This is a genomic window from Hyphomonas sp. CACIAM 19H1 (assembly GCF_003325995.1).
Taxonomy (GTDB): domain Bacteria; phylum Pseudomonadota; class Alphaproteobacteria; order Caulobacterales; family Hyphomonadaceae; genus Hyphomonas; species Hyphomonas polymorpha.
On record NZ_CP016437.1, the window covers coordinates 188,256 to 208,829 of the forward strand.

The following is a 20,574-nucleotide window of genomic DNA, read 5'->3' on the forward strand; positions in this document are numbered from 1 at the left end:
CAACCTCCACCATCATGGGGCGGGGCTAAAAAACGCTTAAGTGAGTGTGGATGGGAGAAGAAAAATTCCGGGAAAGTTCCTCAGAAGTTGTCCTTCAGCCAGCGCAGCGCAGCATTCACCCAAGTGCCCGATCCGGCAGCATCCTCTGTTGATGCCACGCCAGCCCGCGCAGCATCTGCATACCCCAACTCCGGATAGAGTATCAGGCCGGACGCGGTGGAGAAAGCCGGTGTTGCCAGTGTCTCGCCAAGAAACTCCGAAATCACCGGTTTGCCGAGGCGCACGGGCGCGCGCAGGTACCGGCTGGCGACCTCACGGATGCCGGGAAGCTGGCTGGCGCCGCCTGTGAGGACGACGCGGTGGGGGAGAACCTTGCGGACATCGCTGGTCTCCAGGATCTGGGCGACGAGTTCGAAGGTTTCCTCGATGCGCGGGGCAATGATGCGCGCGATCTCGCCGCGCTCGGTGCGGGTGGCGTGCAGGCGGCCATCATCGCCCAGGCGGGCGGCCTCGACCCGTTCGGCAAGGCCGGGGCCTTCCAGGTCGGCCGTGCCGAAGACGGTCTTGATGCGCTCGGCGGCGGCAAAGGTGGTGCCAAGACCCTGGGCAAGGTCTGCGGTGACATGCTGGCCGCCGACAGGCACGAGGCCGAGCCAGGCGGGCGCGCCGTTGAGGAACACGGAGACAGCCGTGATGCCGGCGCCCATGTCGATGCAGATGGTGCCGTTTTCCAGCTCGTCCTCGATCAGCGTGCCGAGGCCCGACGCGATGGAGGAGGGGACGAGCTTGGTGACGCCGAGATGGGCGCGGCCAACGCATTCAACGAGATTGCGCACCATGGATTTGGGTGCGGTGATCACCGCCATGCGGACGTGCAGCGTGCCGGCGATCATGCCGACGGGCTGGCGCACGCGGCCGGCGGCGCGGTCAATCGTGTAGACGACCGGCCAGGCGGCCAGAATGTCTGCATTCTTCTGCGGCACGCGGGCCATGGCCTGGGTGTGCAGGCGGCGGACATCGCGGGCGGTGACGGCGCGGCCGCCCGGCTCGATCTGGGCTTCGACGAGGCAGGAGGTGACCTGCGGGCCGCTGACGCCCAGGATGACTTCGCTGATCGGTTCGCCCGCTTCACGCTCGGCATCTTCCACGGCAACCCGGATGGTGCGCTCAAGGCCTTCCATGTCGGTGATGCCGGTGCCGTTGAAGCCGCGTGTCTGCTGGCGCCCGCCGCCGAGGATCTGGATGCGGCGCGGGCCGGAGCCATCCGGGCGGCCGATCAGGCAGGTGGTTTTCGAGCAGCCGATATCAAGGGCGGCAACCGTGCCGGCGCGCTGGCTCTGCAGGCGGGCGAGACGTTTGGCCGACAGGTTTGCCATCAGGTGCGCTCGCCGGCGGGGGTGAGCGGGTGGGCGAGCTGGGCTTCCTTCGTGGCGCGCAGATAGACCCGGTTGCGCGAGCGCAGATCGATCATTTCCAGCGGGCGCTGGGTGAGGGCGGTGCGCACCTGCAGTTTGGCGAGACGGTCAAGCGCGGGCTCAAGCGCTTCGTCTTCGGGCAGGCGAACCGTCACGCCACTGACGAAACGCATGTCCCAGCGGCGTTCGCCGACGCGGGTGGCGACGGCGACGCGATCGTTGATGTCTGGTGACGCGGCGAGCGCCCGGGTGAGCTGGGGCGCGGCGGTGGGCGCGCCGAGACCCGCGAGGCGCAGCAGGTGGCCGTGATCTTCGGCCTTTGCGTCCGGCAGGATGCGGCCGAGGCCATCGACGACTTTCCAGTCGCGCCCGTCATGCCAGAGGGCGACGGGCTCAGCCGCTTCGGCGAGGATCACCACCTGGCCGGGCCAGAGACGGTGTACACGGACATTGAGGACTTTCTTGGTGGATTCGACGCGGCGGCGGATGACATAGGGGTCGGCGCGGAACATGTTTTCGCCCGGCTCGATCATCGCGGCGGCGCGCACTTCATCGGCGAGCGCCGGATTGAGTTCCAGACCGATCACCGACACAGAGCGCACATCGACCCCGGCAAGGCGGGCGGTGTCGTCCATGAAGCCGCCAAAGCGCGAGCCGATCTGCGACATCGACCCGCCCATCCAGGCGGCGGTGGCGACGAGGATGGCGATCAGCATCACGATGCCGAAGATCACCGAGGAGACGCGGACTTCCTCGCCGGTGGATTCGTCGATGATCGTGGCGGGGGCGCGGCGGCGCCCGCCGGGGACGGTCTGGTTGCGCTCTATCTTTGGCATGAAGCGTCCTCGATCATCCAGGCGACAAGCTCCTCGAACGCCATGCCGATATGCGCGGCCTGCTCAGGCACGAGCGAGGTCGGCGTCATGCCGGGCTGGGTGTTTGTCTCGAGGATCACGAGCCGGTCCTTCTGTTCATCATAGCGGAAGTCTGACCGCGTTGCTCCGCGGCAGCCCAGGGCCTTGTGCGCCGTAAGCGCGGCGTCCATCGCCGCCTTCGTCACATGGGCCGGCAGGTCTGCCGGGATCACATGTCTTGATCCGCCAGCCGCGTATTTTGCATCAAAATCGTAATAGTCCCTTAAGGTCGTGATTTCAGTGACAGCGAGGGGCTTGTCTCCCAACACGGCGACGGTGAGTTCGCGGCCGGGAATGTATTCTTCGGCCATCAGATAATCGCCATAGCGCCAGTTCGGGCCGGTAAGTTCCTGGGGCGGGCCGTTGGCGCCTTCGCGCACGATCAGCACGCCGAAGCTGGAGCCTTCATTCACCGGCTTGATCACATAAGGCGGGGGCAGGGCGTGGGCCGCTGCGGCCTCGGCGCGGGTGACGCGCTTGTCGGCGGCGACATCGAGACCGGCCGAGCGGTAAACGGCTTTCGATTTCAGCTTGTCCATGGCCAGAGCCGAGGCAAGCACGCCGGAATGGGAGTAGGGGATGCCCATCACCTCCAGCACGCCCTGGACACAGCCGTCTTCGCCCCAGGGGCCATGCAGGCCGTTGAGGACGACATCGGGCTTGGCTTCGGCGAGCTGGGCGGCGAGGTCGCGGGTGACGTCGATCTCGGTGACGCCGTAGCCGGCCTTGCGGGCGGCAGCGGCCATCTGCTGGCCGGAGGACAAGGACACAGGCCGTTCCGAAGACCAGCCGCCATAGATCACTGCTACCCGTTTCATGGGAAATTCCTTCTGCCGCTTACTGCCGCGCTCTCGTCCAGTTGATGGCCTGACACGGTGAACAGCGACTTAAGACGCGGGCCGCGGCGGCTGTCAGGCGGGGGCAGGGCCGTTTTGCGGCGGATTACCGAAATATCATGTTCGGGCGGGATGGCGGTCGGCGCGTGCCGGTTGGCCAGAAAAACCGGGCGTTCCGCCGCTTGGACGGCCGGAGCCCGGCCCAATTCTCGCGAGTGATTATTATTTGCGCGCTCAAAAAGAGGTTGACTACATGTGTAGTCTCATGAGACCTCGCCTCAATCTTATTGAAGATCGAGAAATCGATACCGAAAAACGGAAATGATATTTGAGCGGCGCTGTCAAGCAGGCGGCTCGAAGAGTGTGGGAGGAAATGCCGATGCCGATAAAACCGCTGCTGATGGGAAGCCTTGCCGTGATGGCGCTGATGGGGCCTGCGGGCGCCGAGACGGTGGTGGCGGGGATGCCGGAGGCCAGCCCCGCCGCGAGCGGAACGGACCGTTCCGCCTATATGCCGGCAGACTTTGCCCAGTATGGCCCGGTGACGGCGCTGGACATGGTGCGCCGCATTCCGGGCTTTGCCATCCAGAGCGATGACAGCGGCAACCGGGGCTTTGGACAGGCGCGCGGCAACGTGCTGATCAACGGGCAGCGGGTTTCGGCCAAGTCCAACGGGGCGGAAGCCGAACTGGGCCGGGTCGCGGCGGCGCGGGTGGTGCGCATCGAGGTGCTGGACGGAACGCAGACCGACATTCCCGGCCTGACCGGCAAGGTGGTCAATGTGATTACCGATGGCGAAGGCACGATGGACGGCACCTGGCGCTACAAGATCCGCCTGCGGGAAAACCTGCCGCCCTCTCTCAACGAAGGCACGCTGACGCTGGCGGGCAGCCAGGGGGCGCTGAGCTGGAGCCTGGAGGCGGCCAGCGCGCCGCAGCGGGGCGCCGATGCCGGCTGGCGCCTCATTCAGGACGGGCAGGGCAACCTTCTGGAACAGCGCCGGGAGGATTTCACCCGCGTGGGGGATGATGTTTCCGTGGCCGGGTCGCTTTCCTGGAAACCGGCCAGCGGGGAGATTGCCAATCTCAACGCCAGGGCGGGCGTGTGGGAAGTGGACCGCAAGCAGATTTCCAAGACCTATCCGCTGGGCGGGGTGGAGGGGCGGCGCCTTTTCCAGGGCGCGGAGGATGAGTGGAACGCCGAAATCGGCGGGGATTATGAATTCGGCCTGGGGCCGGGGCGGCTGAAACTCATCAGCCTTGTGCGCCATGAGCACAGCCCGTTTGTTGACCGGTTCCTGATGGGCGGGCTCGACGGATCTGGTCAGTATGCGTCCAATTTCGAGCAGACCGTGGACGAGGGCGAATACATCCTGCGCAGCGAATATGCCCTGCAGACGGGGAAGGGGCGCGACTGGCAGATTTCCGCCGAGGGCGCGTTCAACTTCCTGGAGGCTGAAACCGCGCTGGATGAAGCCATTGGCGGCGGGCCTCTGCTGCCGGTGCCGTTGCACCTGGCCAACAGCCGCGTGGAGGAACGCCGGGGCGAGGTGATCCTCACCCATGGGCGCCAGCTTTCGCCCAAACTCAACCTGCAGCTTTCCGGCGGATTGGAATATTCCGAGCTCGAACAGACCGGCGACGCGGAAAACAAGCGCAGCTTTACCCGGCCCAAGGGCTTTGCCACGCTTTCCTGGCAGCAGAGCGACACGCTGAAACTGGTTGGCAAGGTGGAACGGCGCGTGGGCCAGCTCGACTTTTACGACTTCATTTCCTCGGTGGACCTGGACCTTGGCAATGGCCAGTCCGGCAATGAGGAAATCGTGCCGAGCCAGTCCTGGCGCTATTCGGTGGAGGCGCAGAAGACTTTCGGCGAATGGGGCGCCTCGACTGTGCGCTTCCTCTATGTGGACCTGGAAGACGTGGTGGACCAGGTGCCGATCGGGCAGGGGGCGGGGCCGGGTAATATCGACAGCGCCACGGCCTGGTCGGTGCAAACCGAATCGACGCTGAAGCTCGGCAAGCTGGGGTTCGCCGGCGCGGAGATTACCGCCACGGGCCGCTATTTTGATACGGAGGCAGACGATCCGGTGACCGGCATCCGCCGCTCGATAAATGGCCACCTTATCTGGGACTATAATATCGAGCTGCGCCAGGATGTTCCGAAGACGGATATTGCCTGGGGCGTGATCCTGGAAGGGTTCAAGCAGGAGCCGTTCTACCAGCTTTCCGACACGCAACTGTCAGGCAACGAGCCGCCTTTCCTGATGGCCTATCTGGAACACAAGGACATCGCCGGCATGACCGGCACCGTGGCCATCGGCAACCTCGCCAACCAGAAAGACACCTACTGGCGCCGCGTCTATGATGGTGACCGCAACGGGGCGCTGGTGCGCACGGAGGAATATTCCCGAGCGTTCGGGCCGATTTTTACGGTGGAGTTGAAGGGGAAGTTTTGAGAAATTGGGACTTTTGTTCTCTTAAAAAACAGTATATGTTCTTGATATAGTCCTCTCGCATGGGGCGTGAGTGATTCTGTCACGAGAATGATCATGGCAAAGAATGAAAAGACTGGCTCCAAGGTTGGGACTATCGCTTCCAAAGGACTTCAGAAGCCGGGTTCGCTTTCGAACAAGGAGATCAAGTCTCTTGCTGCATCAGCGCTGACGCAGCGGCCGAACAAGAAGAAGGGATAGGACAGCCAATACTGATTCTATTGAAGAGAACGGTGCGGCGCCCTTCTTATCAATAGGTATGCGGTGATGCCGCCTGCGAGGGGCAGTTCTCACCAAAGTGAGCCATGATAGGGGGGGCGCAGTTGTCGATTTGCGCGAAAAGGTCAGTGCTGATCTTGGGTGCCGGGGTTTCTGCGCCATTTGGGGTCCCTCAGGGCGCACGAATGATTCCAAATATTCAAGCGGGCTTGAGTGCCGACCGGAATTTTGTTGATGGAACAGAGGGGCGCTTAGCTTACGAACTGGAGCGCTTTGTTAGATCGACATTTAGTTCAAACAGTCAGTTTTGGCGGCAACCTTACTTTGGCGCGGTTCTTAGTCGGCATTGGGATTCGGTAAACAGAACTTTGGACGTAGGCGGAATAAATCAAGATCTTCGCAGGCTAAGGAATCTTTGTGGGCTTCTACTAAATCAAACTTCTGAAACGATTGACGACTTTATCGTTGAAAATCCTAGCTATTCCGATGTGATCAAGATTTGCATTGCAGTGGAAATTATGAAGCGGACTTATGATCTACAAGGCGAAAAGATTTCTCCAAAATCATTAGAAGTTAGAACGGTCGGCGCTAAGCAGAGAAATTGGATACACCTGTTAATCAATTTAATTAGGCACGGAATTAGGTCTGGAACCGTCTCTCCTGAGAATAAAATCAAGATTATATCCTTCAATTATGATGGAATTCTTGAGTATGTGCTTGATCGACAATTTGAAAACACCGAGTCTCAATACGATCACTATACGAACTATATTGATATTGTTCATCCACATGGGCAGTGTGGAAACCTAAATGTAGACGCAATTAGTTCCCCATTTCAGTTGACTGAGTGGGCGAGCGGAATTTCAGTTGTTAATGAGCGGAATGTTGGCAACGCTGCGGTACTAAAGGCGCGTAAGGACGCTCGCGGTTGGGTCAAAACTGCCGATACAATTTATGCAGCTGGCTTTGCATTCTCTGGGCCAAATTGCGATCTAATTGGATTGCGCAACACCAGTCGCATAAATGTAGCTCCTGAGAGAAGCCTTCACTATTGTAATTATGATGGCTCAATCGGCGTGACTTTAAGTGCAGATCGATGCGATGCAATCGCGAATCGATTTCACACGAACGGCACATCCGAGAAGCCAATAAGCGTTGAAGATTGGATACTCTCCGGCCACTTGGGTGAGATGCCGGGCTAAAGCACGTCAGACGCCATTGGATGGCGCAAATAGGTTGGCGGGTTACGCCTTCGGCTAACCCGCCCTACGGGATCGACCTAAACCCTCTGCACACGGCCCATGCGGCGGACTTCCCAGCGGAGGTCAACGCCGGAGGTTTCCAGCACGCGGGCGCGGACGAGTTCGCCGAGGGCTTCGAGGTCTGCGGCGGTGGCGGTGCCGGTGTTGATCAGGAAGTTGCAATGGAGGGGGGAGACCTGGGCGCCGCCGACTTTCAGGCCGCGGCAGCCGGCCGCGTCGATCAGTTTCCAGGCCGAGCGCTGGTCCGGCGTGCCCGGCGGGTCGGGGTTGGCGAAGGTGGATCCGGAGGTTTTCTCTTTAATGGGCTGGGTCTCTGCGCGGCGGGCCTGAAGGGCGGCGATGGCAGCACTGATGGTGGCCGGATCATCCGTGCCCGTGCCTTCCAGGATGAGGCGCGTGACGATGAGATCGTCCGGCAGGTCTGTGTGGCGGTAGGAAAAATGGGCCTCGGGCAGGGCGCCGGGCTTGCCGGGGCCGCGCCAGGCGGCCGGGCTGCCATCGCGGCGGAAGCCATGCAGGGCAACGAGCCGGTCGCGCAGCTCGGCGCCGTAGCAGCCGGCATTTGTGCGCGTGGCGCCGCCGAGCGAGCCGGGGATGCCGGAGAGGAATTCAAGGCCGGTGATGCCGTTTTCGGCGGCGGCCCTGGCGACGGCGAGATCGAGCGCGCCGGCGCGGGCCGAGAGGGTGAGGCCGTCGAGGGCTTCAATCTCGCCCCAATATTTGCCCATCAGGCGGATGACGACGCCGGGGATGCCGCCATCGCGCACGATGAGGTTTGAGCCGACGCCGAGGACGGTGACCGGGATGGCGGGGTCCAGCGCTTTCAGGAAGGCGGCAAGGTCTTCCTCATCGGCGGGCAGGAAGAGGGCGTCTGCCGGGCCGCCGACGCGGAACCAGGTGTAGGGGGCGAGCTCAGCGCCGGGGATGAGTTTGCCGCGCACGGGCGGAAGGGGAGGCAGGGTCATGGCGGAAACGGGTTTCCTGAACCGCGCGCGAAGTCAAGGTGGGGGGCGGGGGCCGAAGGCGGCGGGCGCCCTAGCGCTGGGGGCCGCCGGGCGAACCTTCGCCGCGCGGGCCGCCGCCTTGCGCAAAGCGGCGGTCTTCCTTCTCCGGCTTGTCGGGCGCGGTGAGGCTGGCGGCGGTGATGTTGCCGGCGCTGTCCTGATACTGGGCGGCGAGCTGGAGGATCACCGTGTAGAATTCTTCATAGGTGACGATCCGGTCGAGATTGGGGTCAAACCGGACGGGATTGGCGAGGGTATCGTCGCGCACCGGGAAGCTGGCGGCCCAGGCCTGCTGTTCCAGCGCCGAGATCTGGCCATCGCCATTGGCATCGGCCTGCGTGAAAGCGGCGGAAATGCCCTCCCGCAGTTCTTCGGGGGAAATGACGCCGTCACCATTGGCATCGAAGCTGATGATCAGCACGCCGCCGGGGACGAGGCGTTTGGGCTTGTCGCCTGGCGGGCTGCCGGGGAGGGGCATTCTTTCGGGCCGGGCGGCGGCCTGCTGGCCGGGCAGGCGCACGATGTCGTCGGCTTCAGCGAGGTCTCCATCGCCCGAGGCCATCGCGGTCATCGGCAGGGCAAGAGACAGGGCAAGGCTGGCAAGGAGGGCGCGCATACGGGATAGCTCCTGAAAGGCCGATCGAACTAACCTAGGTGGGTGTGGCTGTTTTGCAACACCAATCTGCAGGCTGGCCCGACCGCCGGACTGTTCTGCAGGCAGCGTGCTGAACTCAGTATTAACCCCGCCTTAACGCTCGCGGCACCATTCATTAACCAGTATAAACCCCTCGCGAGTCGCGGCGCCTTTTCTGCGCGCGGCCGGCAATGGTCGGCATGATTTGCCAATATATAGAGGCCCGGTAGCTCGATGACCGCTGAACAGATGCCCATCCTGATGGCTATTGGCACCGCGCTGCTGGCGCTTGGGGCGCTGCTCTGGGCGCTGCGGGTGTCAGACGGGGCGCGCGGGGCGGCCAAGCGCTACCGCGAAGTGGCCGGGGACCGGGAAACGGAGAATGCCGGCCTTAAATCTGTGTTAGGTGCCCATCCGGGCGTCATTCTGGTCTGGCAGGGCGACGCGCTGGAGCTGGACGGGGACGAGATCACCCCGCCGGAGCTTTATGGGTCGCCGGTGGCGCTGGCAGGCCTCCTCAGTTTTACCGATGACGCGATTTCGCCAGACCCGGCGGTGCGCATCGTCGAGGGGCTGGCCGATCTGGAGGCGCGCGATTCGGCGGGCCAGGACACGACGCTGCGCATCCGCCTGCGGGAGCTGCGCGAGAGCGGGCAGCCTTTCTCGTTGACGATCATCGGGCCCTCGGGCCGCTTCCTGGAGGCGGACGGGCGCACGGCGGGCGTGCGCGCGGTGGTGTGGGTCAACGACACGACGATCAAGGGGCTGGAGGAAAGCTCGGCCCGCGGCAAGCTGGAAGAGGCGCGGCAGGTGATTGCGCGCGACCCGACGGCGTTCCTCGACATGCTGGGCAAGGCGCCGTTCCCGGCCTGGCGGGTTTCGGGAATGGGGCGCCTGCAATGGGCCAACCCCGCTTATATCGAAGCGGTGGACGGCGGAAACCTTGACCGGGTGCTGGAGCGGCAGGTGATGCTGGACCAGGCGGTCAACGAGCAGGCGCGCAAGACGATCACCGACGGGGCCGAGCATGACGAGACCCGGCATATCGTGATCAACAATCAGCGCCGGGCGATGCGGGTGCTGACCTTCCCGCTGTCGGGCGGGGCGGGGTGTATGGCGTTTGACGTGACCGAGCAGGAGAATTCCCGCGAGGAGCTCAACCGCCATGTGCGCGCCCATGACGAGACGCTGAACCATGTGGCCGACGCCGTGGCGATCTTCGGGCCGGACCGGAAACTCAATTTCTACAACAAGGCCTTCCGCGACATGTGGGACCTGGAAGAGACGTTCCTTCTGGACCGCCCCAATCATGGCCAGCTTCTGGACCGGCTGCGCGAGAAGAAGAAGCTCCCGGCGCGGACGAATTATGCCGAATGGCGCGCCGAGGAGATTTCCTATTATCTCGACATTGACGGGGTGAAGGAAGACAAATGGTCTCTGCCAGACAGCCGCACGCTGTCTGTCACGCGCCAGCGCCATCCGATGGGCGGGCTGCTGGTCCTGTTCAAGGACATCACCGACCATCTGTCGCTGCAGACCCGCTTCAACGCGCTGATCAAGACCCAGTCTTCGACGCTGGACAATCTGCATGAGGCCGTCGCCGTGTTCGGCTCTGACGGGCGGCTGAAGCTGCATAACCGCGCCTTTGAGCGGGTGTGGGACATTCCGTCTGACCGGCTGAAGGACAAGCCGGATTATGACGATGTGGTGCGGGGCTGTGTGCCGCTGTTTCATGACATGGACATCTGGGAAGGCATCAAGGTTCACATCACCGACCCGTCCGCCCGCCAGTCCACCACCGGCGAGATGCGCCGCTCGGATGGCTCGCTGCTGACTTACCTCACCCATCCGCTGCCGGATGGAAACACGATGATCGCCTTTGCCGATGTGACGGCGACGCGGCGGGTGGAATCGGCGCTGCGCGACCGGGCCGAAGCGTTTGAAGCGGCTGACCGCCTGAAGACCGAGTTTGTGCGCAATGTGAGCTATCAGCTGCGCTCGCCGCTGACGACGATCTTTGGTTATGCCGAGCTCTTGGAGACACAGCGCAATGGTCCGCTGACGGAGCGCCAGACAGACCATGTGCGCGCGATCCTTTCAGCGTCGGATCATCTCAACAAGCTGATCGAGAATATTCTGGATCTGGCGCTGATCGAGGCTGGCAGGCTTGATCTGGAGCTGAGCGAACTGGACCTGGAAGAGGTGATCCATCAGAGCGTTGAGCTGGTTGTATCGAAGGCGGAGGATACCGAAGTCTCGGTGCGCGCCGAGATCACCGGGCGCCTTGGCCAGATGCGGGGCGATGAGCGCCGGATCAAGCAGGTGTTGTTCAACCTCATCTCCAACTCGCTGCGCTTTACCGAGCCGGGCGGGGAGATCGTGGTGGCGGCCCAGCGCATGGGCGACATGATTACCCTCAGCGTGCGCGACAATGGATCTGGCCTTGAGGCAGACAAGCGCGCGACGAGCTTTGACAGCTTTGTTTCCGGCGATCAGCGCGGCGCGGGCCTGGGGCTCGCCCTGGTGAAGCACTTCATCCATCTGCATGGCGGTACGGTGGGCATGAAATCGGTCGATGGCGGGGGCCTGGAAGTGACCTGCTGGCTGCCCTCGCAGGCGCCGGTAACAGCGTCCCTGCCGCCGAGCCAGACGAGCTTCGAGCCGCAACCGACCGCGCACTGAGTTCGCGTCCAAAGCATAGGAAAAGCCCGGCCCTCGAAAGACGGCCGGGCTTTTTATTCTGCCGGTGATGTCTTTGGATGCCTCGACCCCTCATCCCCCCTTCTCCCCAGGGGGAGAGGGGGGAAGATCAGACCGGATCTGTCGCCCGGAAGACTTCCTCGTCGAGATCGCCTTCCCATTTGGCGACGGCGGTGGAGACGGCGAGGTCGCCGGTGATGTTGGTGACGGTGCGCATCATGTCGAGGATACGGTCGAATGGGAACAATACGGCGATGATCAGCACGATCTGATCGGGGCTTGCGCCGACGATGCTGAGCGTGGTTGTGGCCAGCAGCAGGCTGACCGAGGGCACGCCGGCGGTGCCGATCGATACCAGCGTCGACATGATGATGATGGTCACATACATGCCCGGATCGATGGGGATGCCGAGGGCCTGCACGGCGAAGAGGGCGATGAGGCCCTGATAGAGCGCGGTGCCGTCCATGTTGATCGTGGCGCCGAGCGGCAGCACCGAGGAGGCAACCGGTTTGCCGATGCCGAGATTCTTGGTGGCGCAGGAGATGCTCATCGGCAGGGTTGCGTTGGAGGAGGAGGTTGAGAAAGCCACCATCTGCGCATCGAACACGCCGCGGAAGAAGGGGATCAGCGGCAGGCGCAGAACGCCTTTCACGATGAAGCCGTAAGTGAACAGCATGTGCAGGATACAGGCCGTGTAGTGGGCCAGCGTCATCTTGCCGAGCACGGTGAGGACACTGAGGCCCCGGTCGCCCATCACCCAGGCCATCAGGGCGAGGACGCCGAAGGGGGCTGTTTCCATCACGATCAGCGTCAGCTTCATCATCGCTTCGGCGCCGGAGTTGAACAGTTTCTCCAGCGGTTTGCCCATTTCGCCGGTCATCATGATGCCGACGCCAAGCAGGATGGCGAAGAAGATGATCTGCAGCACGTCGCCGCGCGCGAAGGCGTCGACCGGGTTTGACGGGATGATGGAGAGCAGGGTCCGGACAAGCTGCTCGCCGACGCTGCCAGCGGGCGCGTTGACGGCGAGGCGCGAGCGGGTCTCTTCAATATCTGCGGCTGAGGCGATGGAGGTGTCAAAGCCCGCGCCCGGCTGGACGAGCGTGCCCATCAGCAGGCCGAAGCAGATGGCGACCATGGTGGTGCCCATATAAAGGGCGAGGGCGCGGCCACCGAGACTGCCGAGACGTTTGGGATCGCCCATCGCCAGCACGCCGGAGACCAGCGTGACGAAGATCAGCGGCACGACCAGCATGCGGATGAGGTTGATGAAGGCGTCGCCCACAGGTTTGAACCAGGTGGTGACGAACTCTCCGGCGCGCTCTGGCCCGAGGCCGTAGCGCAGGGCAAGGCCGATCAGCGTGCCTACGACGAGGCCGACCAGCACCCGCTTCCAGAGATCAATGGCGAACCAGCCCTTCATACGCAACTCCCAGTTAGAACCCGCCGGGACGGTAGGGGGAGGGCGCGGCAATGGCAACTGCCGGAACTGCAGCAGGGATGCCAGCGCTTGCCATCAGGGCAGGGGGCGCCCTATCAGCGGGCAGATGATGCACGCCGATGCCCTGCCGATTGATGAAGTGATGCCGGAGATTCTCCGCGCATTGGCCGCTGGGCCACGCCTTGTGCTGGCCGCCCCGCCGGGCGCGGGCAAGACGACGCGCGTGCCGCTGGCGCTGGCGGGACTGCTGGGCGCGCCGGGGGTGATTGAAGGGCGTATCCTCCTGCTGGAGCCGCGCCGGGTGGCCGCGCGCATGGCGGCCGAGCGGATGGCCTCCTCCCTTGGCGAGCGGGTGGGCCAGACCATTGGCCTCACCACGCGCGTCGACCGGAAGGTGTCTAGGGACACGCGGATCGAAGTGATCACCGATGGCCTGTTCACGCGCCGCATCCTGGCCGATCAGGAACTTTACGGCGTGGGCGCGGTGCTGTTTGACGAGTTCCATGAGCGGCGGCTGAACGCTGACCTTGGCCTGGCGCTGGCGCTGGAGGTGCAGTCTGTGCTGCGCGAGGATCTCCGCCTGCTGATCATGTCTGCCACGCTGGATACGGCCGCGGTCGCGCGCGCCATCGATGCGCCGGTGATCGAGAGTGAGGGACGTATGTATCCGGTGGAGACGCGCTATCTCGGCAAGTCTGACGAGCGGATCGAGGACCGGATGCCCAAGGTGATCCGCCAGGCGCTGCGCGAGGAGGCAGGCTCCGTGCTCGCCTTCCTGCCGGGGGCGCGGGAGATCAACCGCACGGCGGAGGCGCTCTCGGGGCTGGGGCCGGATGTTATCTTGGCACCGCTTTATGGCGCGCTCTCGCCGGGGGAGCAGGACGCGGCGGTTTCGCCCGCGCCGCCGGGCAAGCGCAAGATTGTTCTGGCCACCGACATTGCCGAAAGCGCACTGACGATTGAGGGGGTGCGGATCGTGATCGATTCTGGCCTCTCGCGCGTCGCGGAGGAAGATTTGGGCGGGCTCGGCAGCCGGCTCACCACCGTGCGCGCGTCCCGCGCCTCTGCCGACCAGCGCCGGGGCCGGGCCGGGCGGACGGCGCCGGGCGTGTGTTACCGGCTATGGGATGAAGCGGCGACACGCGGGCTTATGGCGGCGCCGACGCCGGAAATTCTGGTGACGGACCTTTCCGGGCTTGCGCTGACGCTGGCCGAATGGGGCACGCAGGACGCGGCGGCGCTGACCTGGATGGACCCGCCACCGCCGGGCAAGTTGAAAGGCGCGCGCGCCCTGCTGACGGCGCTGGGCGCGCTGGACGCAGATGGCGCGCTGACCGCGCGGGGGCGGGAGATGGCGCGCCTGCCCCTGCCGCCGCGCCTTGCCGCGCTGGTGGCTTCCGCGCCAGGCCCGGCAGAGAAGGCGCTGGCCGCCGAGATTGCCGCCATGATGGGCGAGCGCGGCATGGGCGGGGAGAGCAGCGATCTGACCCAGCGGCTGCAGCGTTTCCGCGCCGATGGCAGCCCGCGGGCCCGGTCCCTGAAGCAGCAGGCCAAGAGCTGGGGCGGGGGCGCAGCGCCCGGCGGGGATCTGGCAAAGCTGCTCAGCCAAGCCTGGCCCGATCAGGTGGCGCGGCGGCGGCCGGGAAGCGCGGGCAGCTATCTGATGGCATCGGGGCGGGCAGCCGCTGTTCAGCCCTCTGATCTTCTGGCGAAGTCAGACTGGCTGATCGTGGCAGACCTGGGCGGGGCAGCGAAGGAGCCGCGCATCCTGCTGGGCCTTCCGCTCAGCGAGGCAGAAGCGCTGGCGAGCCAGAAGGCGGTGACCGAGGAACGGGCGGCGTTTGATCCGAAGACGGGCCGGTTCACCGCGCGCCGGGTGAAGGCGCTGGGCGCGATTGTGCTTTCGGAGGCGCCTCTGCCGAAGCCCTCGGCAGAGGCCGCGGCGGCAGCGATGCTGGCGGCGATTGAGGCAGATGGGTTTGGCGCCATTGGCGCGGGCGATGTGATCGAGGAGACGCTGAGCCGGCTGCGCATTCTGGCAGAGGCGGGCTTGATCGAGGCGCCGGGGCTGACGGTTGAGGGGCTGGCGGAAACGGCGGCAGACTGGCTGAAGCCGGCGCTGAAGCGGCGCGGGGCGCAGGTGCCCGAGCCCCATGATGTGCGCGAGGCGCTGGTGCAGTCGCTGGACTGGCCGGTGCAGGAAGCGCTGCGCAGCCATGCGCCGCTGAGCCTGGAGCTGCCCTCTGGCCAGAGCGCGCGGGTGGACTGGCTGGACCCGCGCGCGCCGCTGGTGTCTGCGCGGGCGCAGGCCTTCTATGGCCTGACCGAGCATCCCAAGATTGCGGCGGGGCGCGTGGCCGTCACGGTGGAGCTGCTTTCGCCCGGCATGAAGCCGGCGGCGGCGACGCAGGATCTCGCGCGCTTTTGGGGCGCAGGTTACAAGGACATGGCCAAGGATATGCGCGGGCGCTATCCCAAGCATGACTGGCCGGACGACCCGGCAAATGCCCGCGCGCATGAGGGGCGCACCAAGAAGCGCCTCTAGAGATAAAAGGACGGTTACGGATGAACTTCCCCCGCTTGCTGAAGGCCATCACCGGCGCTGCGCTGATGGGGCTTGCTGCCTGCACCACGACGCCGGCAGAGCCGCCCCGGCCGGCGCCGTTTGCCGAGACGGAGGTGGCCGGCGTGCGCTGGGGCGCGGTGGTGATGACGCTGGACGGACGGGAGGTGTTTTCGCTGAATGCCGATGAGCGCTTCATCCCGGCCTCCAACACCAAAGTGTTCACCACGGCGGCAGCGTTTCAGTATCTGGCGGGGCTTGATGTGGCCGATCCGGCGGCGGGCACATCGCTGTGGCTGGCGCCGCGCGGAGAAGGGGCGGCGCCCGATCTTGTGCTGATGGGAGCGGGCGACCCCATGCTGGCTGACCGGCCGGACTGCCTGAACAATTGCCTGCATCAGCTGGCGGACGCGGTGGCCGCTGCCGGGATCACGCGCGTGGGCGACATTATCGGCGACGATACGCTGCTGCCCGCCGAGCCTTGGGGGCAGGGGTGGAGCTGGAACAATTTCGTCTGGTATTATGCCGCGCCGGTTTCTGCCCTTTCGGTCAACGAGAATGCACTGAGCCTGATTGTAGCGCCAGGGGCGGCGCCGGGCGATCCGGCAGCGGCGGACTGGGCGGCGGGCGATGACCTGCTGACGGTTGATAACCAGCTGATCACCGGCCTGCCGGGAACCGAGCAGACGCTGCGGATGGGGCGCGTGCCGGGCCTTGAGATATTGCGGCTGACCGGATCTATCCCGGCGGGCGCCGCCCCGCGCGCCTATGCCGTGGGAATGCGCGACCCGGCGGAGACGGCAGCCTTTCGCCTCTTCCGCCTGCTGACGGAACGCGGCGTGGCCGTGGAAGGCAGGATGCGGGCACGTCATGAGCCCGCCGAATTTGGCGCCGGGCAGGGCGCGCCGGTGCTGATTGCGCAGCTGACACCGCCGCCGCTGATGGACAGTCTGCGGCGTATTCTTGTGAACAGCCAGAACCTTCATGCCGAGCTGCTGCTGCGCCGCATTGCGCTGGCGCGGGGGGAGCTTTCCCCCGAAGGCGGGCAGGAGGTGCTGGCCGCGCTGGTGGCCGAGGCCGGGCTGACGCCTGTGGAGGCGGAGCTGTTCGATGGCTCGGGCCTTTCCAGCTATAACCGCGTGACCCCGCGCGGCATGGCGCAGTTTCTCCAATGGGCCGCCCGGCAGGCCTGGGGCGAGGATTGGCGCGGCCTGATGCCGGTGGGCGGGGAAAGCGGCACGCTGGCGCGCCGGTTCCGGGGCACGCCGCTGGAGGGGAAAGTCTATGCCAAGACAGGCTCTCTGCACGGCGTCAATGCGCTCTCCGGCTTCATGACGGCGCGCAGCGGGCAGACGCTGATCTTTGCCGTCTATGCCAATGACCGGCCGGCCGATGCGCCTTCGATCATCGGAGAGATGGATGCAAACCTCGTGCGGATCGCGCAGGAAAATTAGGCGGGATTATTCCTCCTTGCCCTTCTCCCAGTACACCTCGCCCTTGACGAAGATCTCTTCCGGGGCGGCAGGCTTGTCGCCGTCTCGGATGGCAAAGAACTGGCGCTCTTCGCCTTCAGCCGTTTCGATTATCAGGGCATAATCCTCAAAGCGGTATTTCTGGCCTGTCTGGCGATCATCGCCCTTGCCGCCGCTGACGATGATGTAGGAGGCGCCAATATTGCCGGCAACAAAACCGCTGCGGGTAAAGTCCAGCTCTCCATTCTGCCGGAAAGCGTAGCTGCGATCGCTGCGCGCGCCCATCATGGCGATCTGGAGGTAATAGTATTCCTTGTCCAGGCGCGCGCCATTGCCGATGGGGCGCAAGCGGGCGGGTGCCTTCAGTATAAGGATTTCTCCGCCATCGGCGGGGCGCAGGACAATATCCTTGCCGCGCGCGCTCCATTTATACCATTTTCCCGGCTCGCGCTTGCGCAGCAGATCGGTGTTTACATCCGTGACCGGGAAGGGCCATTCATGCAGGAAGGCGCTGCCATCTTTCTGCAGCACATAGATCGCTTCGTTCCGGTCGACATAGCCATTACCGAACCCGTCCATACGGGTGGAGAAGTCTGCGTCATAGATCACCCGATCGATGCTGCGCATCGAGGGGCCGGCGCGCGGACCGGCATAAGCTTCGCTGACATCCAGTGGACGGTCGACAAGGCCTGCGACATCCTCAGGCTGGAGCATCAGGGCAGGTTGCAGCTTGGCCGGCGCCAGCGTGCAGGCGTCCAGGGTGATCGTGCCGCCATCCTGCGTTTCCACGAAATGCCGCAGGCGCCCGGTGACAACCCGGTTTTCACCGGCGGCTGCGGCGAAGGCGGTCTCCTCGGCATCGTTGGCAAAGCTGCGGCAGGAGAGGGTGTAGCGGGATTGATGATCGCCGCGCCATTCGCGCAGATCGCGCTGGCTGATGACGCGGCCAAAGGTGGAGAGGGGGCCGCGTGCCTGCAGCCAGGTTTCAGCATAATCGCCGCGCGCCTCGCGCGTTTTCCGGTTGGCGGAGGCCTCTTCGGCGGGGGCCACCTCTTCCATCAGATCCAAGAGCATTGCCGAGAGACGGGAAAGCGGGATGATTTCCGGCGGCGCCTCTGGGGCAGCAGAATCCAGCCGCACGCCCAGGTCGTCTGCCTTCTGCAGCAGGCTGCGGATCTTGGGGCGGAGGGTCATGTCCTCCTTGGCCAGAAGCTCGTCCATCTTTCCGCAGGCTTCAGGCTCGGCCTCAAGCTGAGGCAGGATCTGGGTGCGTGCCTGCGCGCCGATGCTTTCAAGCTCGGGACGCAGCTGGCTGTATTTGGTTGCGACACCTTCGATCAGTGTGTCGAACAGGGCGACTTCGTTTTCCGATTCCCAGGCCTCTGTCTTCGCGCTGCGCGCGGCAGCGTATTCGGGATCGCGCTCATTGCAGAGGAGAGTGATGGTCCGCGCCAGTTGCACCTTGCTGATGACGGCGGAGAAATCTTCTAGGAACAGGGTGAGATCGTCAGCGGCCGCTGGCCCGGCGATTGCGGCGCAAAGCCCGGCGCAAAGCGCGCTCCTCAGCGGTTTGCGGGCAGTCTTGCGACCAGGCGTGTGGGCGGCGCGATGAAACATGCAGGGGGGCCTCCTTCTCCGGTTAGGAGAGGGAACCTGCACAGGAATGTGGCGTCAATCGGTCAATGCAGGATGCGTTTGCGCCGGTCAGTTGGGGCGGCGGCCTGTTTCCTCGCCCCAATCCATGCCCATGGATTTTTTCATCCAGTCAGAGAAGGTGGCGGGTTTCTTGAGGGCGTTGGCCTCCAGCGAGCCATAGGAGACGAGCGCGCCATTCTTGCCTTCCAGGCGCACGCCGCGAATACGCTCGCCGACATGGCTGAAATCGTAGGACTGGGCCGGATCGAGGATCAACATCACCTGCTCGCCGCCCTTGCCCTCAAGATCGCGCCCGAAGACGAGGCCATAGACCTTCTCGCGCCCCCAGAGGTCGTGGCTCGCCGCCTGGCGCTTGCCATCGAGCAACACTTCATCCCAGAGCAGGTTGCGCCGCCATTGCAGCACATGCATCCGCTCGCCTGAGACGATCTTGATATCGACTTCGTGCAGCGCGACGCGAACGAGTTCAGCATGCATGGGGTGGCTCCTCAGGTTCTTATCGTTTTTCAATATATGAGCAGAGCGGGGGCGTCAACACCGGTATTTGGTTTCCGGCCACGCCGGTCGCTGCTTGTCGCGTGCTTGACCGCCGCTAGCCGCGAGTGCACCGATGAAGGATGAAAAGGTTGCTCAAGATTGCCGCCGCGGCCCTTGCTGTTCTCGCCCTTTGGGTGGCGCTCGTGGTGCTGGGGGCGCGCGAAGGCTGGTTGCGGCCGATGCCGGCGGCCAAAGATGATACGGCGGCTTTCCTGAAATGGGCCGAGGCCCAGTATGCGTCGGAATCGCAGGGCAATATTGCAATCATATTGCTCGAGAACGGCCACACAGCGCAAACTTACCTCGCGTCTCATGGGCGGCCCGTTGACGGCAACTCGCTCTTTCAGATCGCTTCCATAAGCAAATGGGTCACCGCCTGGGGCGTGATGGCGCTCGCCGAGCAGGGCCGGGTCGATCTTGATGCGCCCGTGTCGCAATATCTTACACGCTGGCAGCTTCCGCCGGGGCCGTTCAATAATGAGGAGGTTACCGTGCGCAGACTGCTCAGCCACACGGCCGGTCTCACCGATGGCCTGGGGTTCCTCGGCTTTGAAGAGGGGCAGCCTCTGCCCACACTCGAAGAGGAATTGGCACAACCGCGAGACGTGATGCCGGGAGCGAATGGGAGTGTGCAGGTCGGCGCTGAGCCGGGATCCGCCTGGCGCTATTCCGGCGGCGGCTATCTGATCCTGCAATTGCTCATTGAGGACGTGACGCAGGAACCGTTCAACGATTACATGCAGCGCGCGGTGCTTCAGCCGCTTGGGATGACAGGCTCCACATTTGTTGAGCCAGACCCGGGCCGGCTGGTTGATTTCTATTCAGCAGGCGGATCACTGGCGGCGCACTACCGGTTCACTGCGACGGGGGCTGCGTCCCTTTATACGTCCGCTGCGGATATGGCGCGCTTCCTTCAGGCTCACTTTGACGGCCCGGAGGGGGCTCCGCCCGGGCGCGGTGTGCTCAGCCGCGCCACGCTTGAAGAGATGCACGCGCCGGAAGCGTTTCTGTATGGCCTGCCCGTCTGGGGGCTTGGGCCAACCCTCTACGCGCCCAATGGGTCCGGGGGTTATGTGATCGGCCATGATGGGGGCAACTACCCAGCAATCAACACCACCGCGCGGATTGATCCTGCGACAGGCAACGGCATCGTCGTGCTTCAAACCGGCAGCGCGACACTGGCCCGAAAGATTGGCGGGGAGTGGCTGTATTGGCAAACGGGCAAGGTCGGGCTGGATACGCTTATTGTTCTGGAGGCCCGTACTATCCTGATCGTGTTCGCGTCGGGCGCAATCCTGATCCTGATGGGGGCGATTTTGATCGCGCGGACCGGGCGGAGACGGCCGCCTCACTCTGGGGGCACAGACTGAGCAGATCGGGTGGTGGAAGATGCCTCGTTCTGTGTGTTGGTTTCCAGGATATAACAG

At 64.2% G+C, this 20,574-nt stretch carries 14 protein-coding genes; 6 read left to right on the forward strand and 8 right to left on the reverse strand.

Features of this window, described 5'->3' with window-relative positions; genetic code table 11:
• Nucleotides 1-80: 80 nt before the first annotated feature.
• From ftsA to BBF93_RS00915, 3 genes are read right to left on the reverse strand one after another with little or no spacing between them, the layout of a single operon-like run.
• Entirely contained in the window at nt 81-1,376 is a 1,296-nt protein-coding gene (ftsA, locus tag BBF93_RS00905) for a cell division protein FtsA (protein ID WP_114104733.1), read from the reverse strand.
• Nucleotides 1,376-2,251: a cell division protein FtsQ/DivIB gene (locus tag BBF93_RS00910; protein WP_035599190.1), complete on the reverse strand. Its 876-nt coding sequence runs from the start codon at nt 2,249-2,251 to the stop codon at nt 1,376-1,378. The genes ftsA and BBF93_RS00910 overlap by 1 nt, the downstream gene beginning before the upstream one ends.
• Nucleotides 2,239-3,147, reverse strand: coding sequence for a D-alanine--D-alanine ligase (locus BBF93_RS00915; RefSeq protein WP_035599192.1), 909 nt, complete (start codon nt 3,145-3,147; stop codon nt 2,239-2,241). Before BBF93_RS00915 ends, BBF93_RS00910 begins: the two co-directional genes overlap by 13 nt.
• Nucleotides 3,148-3,544: 397 nt before the next feature.
• Here BBF93_RS00915 and BBF93_RS00920 point away from each other — a divergent pair, with 397 nt between their 5' ends.
• Nucleotides 3,545-5,623, forward strand: a complete 2,079-nt coding sequence (locus BBF93_RS00920) for a TonB-dependent siderophore receptor (RefSeq protein WP_162786359.1) — start codon at nt 3,545-3,547, stop codon at nt 5,621-5,623.
• A gap of 440 nt (nt 5,624-6,063) precedes the next feature.
• Nucleotides 6,064-7,080 carry a hypothetical protein gene (locus BBF93_RS19430; protein WP_162786360.1) on the forward strand — a complete coding sequence of 339 codons (1,017 nt, stop codon included), beginning with the start codon at nt 6,064-6,066 and terminating at the stop codon, nt 7,078-7,080.
• 77 nt (nt 7,081-7,157) lie between these two features.
• On the opposite strand, the gene murB is transcribed toward BBF93_RS19430, so the two are convergent.
• Nucleotides 7,158-8,105, reverse strand: a complete 948-nt coding sequence (murB, locus tag BBF93_RS00925) for a UDP-N-acetylmuramate dehydrogenase (RefSeq protein WP_114104735.1) — start codon at nt 8,103-8,105, stop codon at nt 7,158-7,160.
• Nucleotides 8,106-8,175: 70 nt separating this feature from the next.
• On the reverse strand, nt 8,176-8,760 hold the full coding sequence (locus BBF93_RS00930) for a hypothetical protein (RefSeq protein ID WP_114104736.1): 585 nt from the start codon (nt 8,758-8,760) through the stop codon (nt 8,176-8,178).
• A gap of 252 nt (nt 8,761-9,012) precedes the next feature.
• On the opposite strand from BBF93_RS00930, the gene BBF93_RS00935 reads away from it, so the two are divergent.
• Nucleotides 9,013-11,460 (forward strand): PAS domain-containing sensor histidine kinase, encoded by a 2,448-nt coding sequence (locus BBF93_RS00935; protein WP_035593760.1) that lies wholly within the window; start codon nt 9,013-9,015, stop codon nt 11,458-11,460.
• A gap of 127 nt (nt 11,461-11,587) precedes the next feature.
• On the opposite strand, the gene BBF93_RS00940 is transcribed toward BBF93_RS00935, so the two are convergent.
• A complete protein-coding gene (locus tag BBF93_RS00940) occupies nt 11,588-12,901 on the reverse strand; it encodes a dicarboxylate/amino acid:cation symporter (protein ID WP_035593761.1) in 1,314 nt (437 codons plus the stop codon).
• A gap of 124 nt (nt 12,902-13,025) precedes the next feature.
• Between BBF93_RS00940 and hrpB the strand changes: the two genes are divergently transcribed.
• The gene (gene hrpB / locus BBF93_RS00945) at nt 13,026-15,464 is read left to right on the forward strand and encodes an ATP-dependent helicase HrpB (RefSeq protein ID WP_114104737.1); all 2,439 of its coding nucleotides are present in this window, start codon (nt 13,026-13,028) and stop codon (nt 15,462-15,464) included.
• 20 nt (nt 15,465-15,484) lie between these two features.
• Nucleotides 15,485-16,936 carry a D-alanyl-D-alanine carboxypeptidase/D-alanyl-D-alanine-endopeptidase gene (dacB, locus tag BBF93_RS00950; protein WP_035593763.1) on the forward strand — a complete coding sequence of 484 codons (1,452 nt, stop codon included), beginning with the start codon at nt 15,485-15,487 and terminating at the stop codon, nt 16,934-16,936.
• Between the two features lie 6 nt (nt 16,937-16,942).
• Here dacB and BBF93_RS00955 read toward each other — a convergent pair whose 3' ends face one another.
• Nucleotides 16,943-18,571 carry a hypothetical protein gene (locus tag BBF93_RS00955; RefSeq protein WP_114104738.1) on the reverse strand — a complete coding sequence of 543 codons (1,629 nt, stop codon included), beginning with the start codon at nt 18,569-18,571 and terminating at the stop codon, nt 16,943-16,945.
• An 87-nt stretch (nt 18,572-18,658) separates the two neighbouring features.
• Complete coding sequence (locus BBF93_RS00960; RefSeq protein ID WP_114104739.1) at nt 18,659-19,087, reverse strand: hypothetical protein; 429 nt, start codon at nt 19,085-19,087, stop codon at nt 18,659-18,661.
• A gap of 140 nt (nt 19,088-19,227) precedes the next feature.
• On the opposite strand from BBF93_RS00960, the gene BBF93_RS00965 reads away from it, so the two are divergent.
• Nucleotides 19,228-20,517 carry a serine hydrolase gene (locus tag BBF93_RS00965; RefSeq protein WP_114104740.1) on the forward strand — a complete coding sequence of 430 codons (1,290 nt, stop codon included), beginning with the start codon at nt 19,228-19,230 and terminating at the stop codon, nt 20,515-20,517.
• The last annotated feature ends 57 nt before the right edge of the window (nt 20,518-20,574 follow it).

Excerpts from the sequence above, each read along its gene's own strand:
- ftsA (WP_114104733.1), bottom strand. The coding sequence starts at position 1,376 with ATGGCAAACCTGTCGGCCAAACGTCTCGCCCGCCTGCAGAGCCAGCGC.
- BBF93_RS00910 (WP_035599190.1), bottom strand. The coding sequence starts at position 2,251 with ATGCCAAAGATAGAGCGCAACCAGACCGTCCCCGGCGGGCGCCGCCGC.
- BBF93_RS00915 (WP_035599192.1), bottom strand. The coding sequence starts at position 3,147 with ATGAAACGGGTAGCAGTGATCTATGGCGGCTGGTCTTCGGAACGGCCT.
- BBF93_RS00920 (WP_162786359.1), top strand. The coding sequence starts at position 3,545 with ATGCCGATAAAACCGCTGCTGATGGGAAGCCTTGCCGTGATGGCGCTG.
- BBF93_RS19430 (WP_162786360.1), top strand. The coding sequence starts at position 6,064 with ATGATTCCAAATATTCAAGCGGGCTTGAGTGCCGACCGGAATTTTGTT.
- murB (WP_114104735.1), bottom strand. The coding sequence starts at position 8,105 with ATGACCCTGCCTCCCCTTCCGCCCGTGCGCGGCAAACTCATCCCCGGC.
- BBF93_RS00930 (WP_114104736.1), bottom strand. The coding sequence starts at position 8,760 with ATGCGCGCCCTCCTTGCCAGCCTTGCCCTGTCTCTTGCCCTGCCGATG.
- BBF93_RS00935 (WP_035593760.1), top strand. The coding sequence starts at position 9,013 with ATGACCGCTGAACAGATGCCCATCCTGATGGCTATTGGCACCGCGCTG.
- BBF93_RS00940 (WP_035593761.1), bottom strand. The coding sequence starts at position 12,901 with ATGAAGGGCTGGTTCGCCATTGATCTCTGGAAGCGGGTGCTGGTCGGC.
- hrpB (WP_114104737.1), top strand. The coding sequence starts at position 13,026 with ATGATGCACGCCGATGCCCTGCCGATTGATGAAGTGATGCCGGAGATT.
- dacB (WP_035593763.1), top strand. The coding sequence starts at position 15,485 with ATGAACTTCCCCCGCTTGCTGAAGGCCATCACCGGCGCTGCGCTGATG.
- BBF93_RS00955 (WP_114104738.1), bottom strand. The coding sequence starts at position 18,571 with ATGTTTCATCGCGCCGCCCACACGCCTGGTCGCAAGACTGCCCGCAAA.
- BBF93_RS00960 (WP_114104739.1), bottom strand. The coding sequence starts at position 19,087 with ATGCATGCTGAACTCGTTCGCGTCGCGCTGCACGAAGTCGATATCAAG.
- BBF93_RS00965 (WP_114104740.1), top strand. The coding sequence starts at position 19,228 with ATGAAAAGGTTGCTCAAGATTGCCGCCGCGGCCCTTGCTGTTCTCGCC.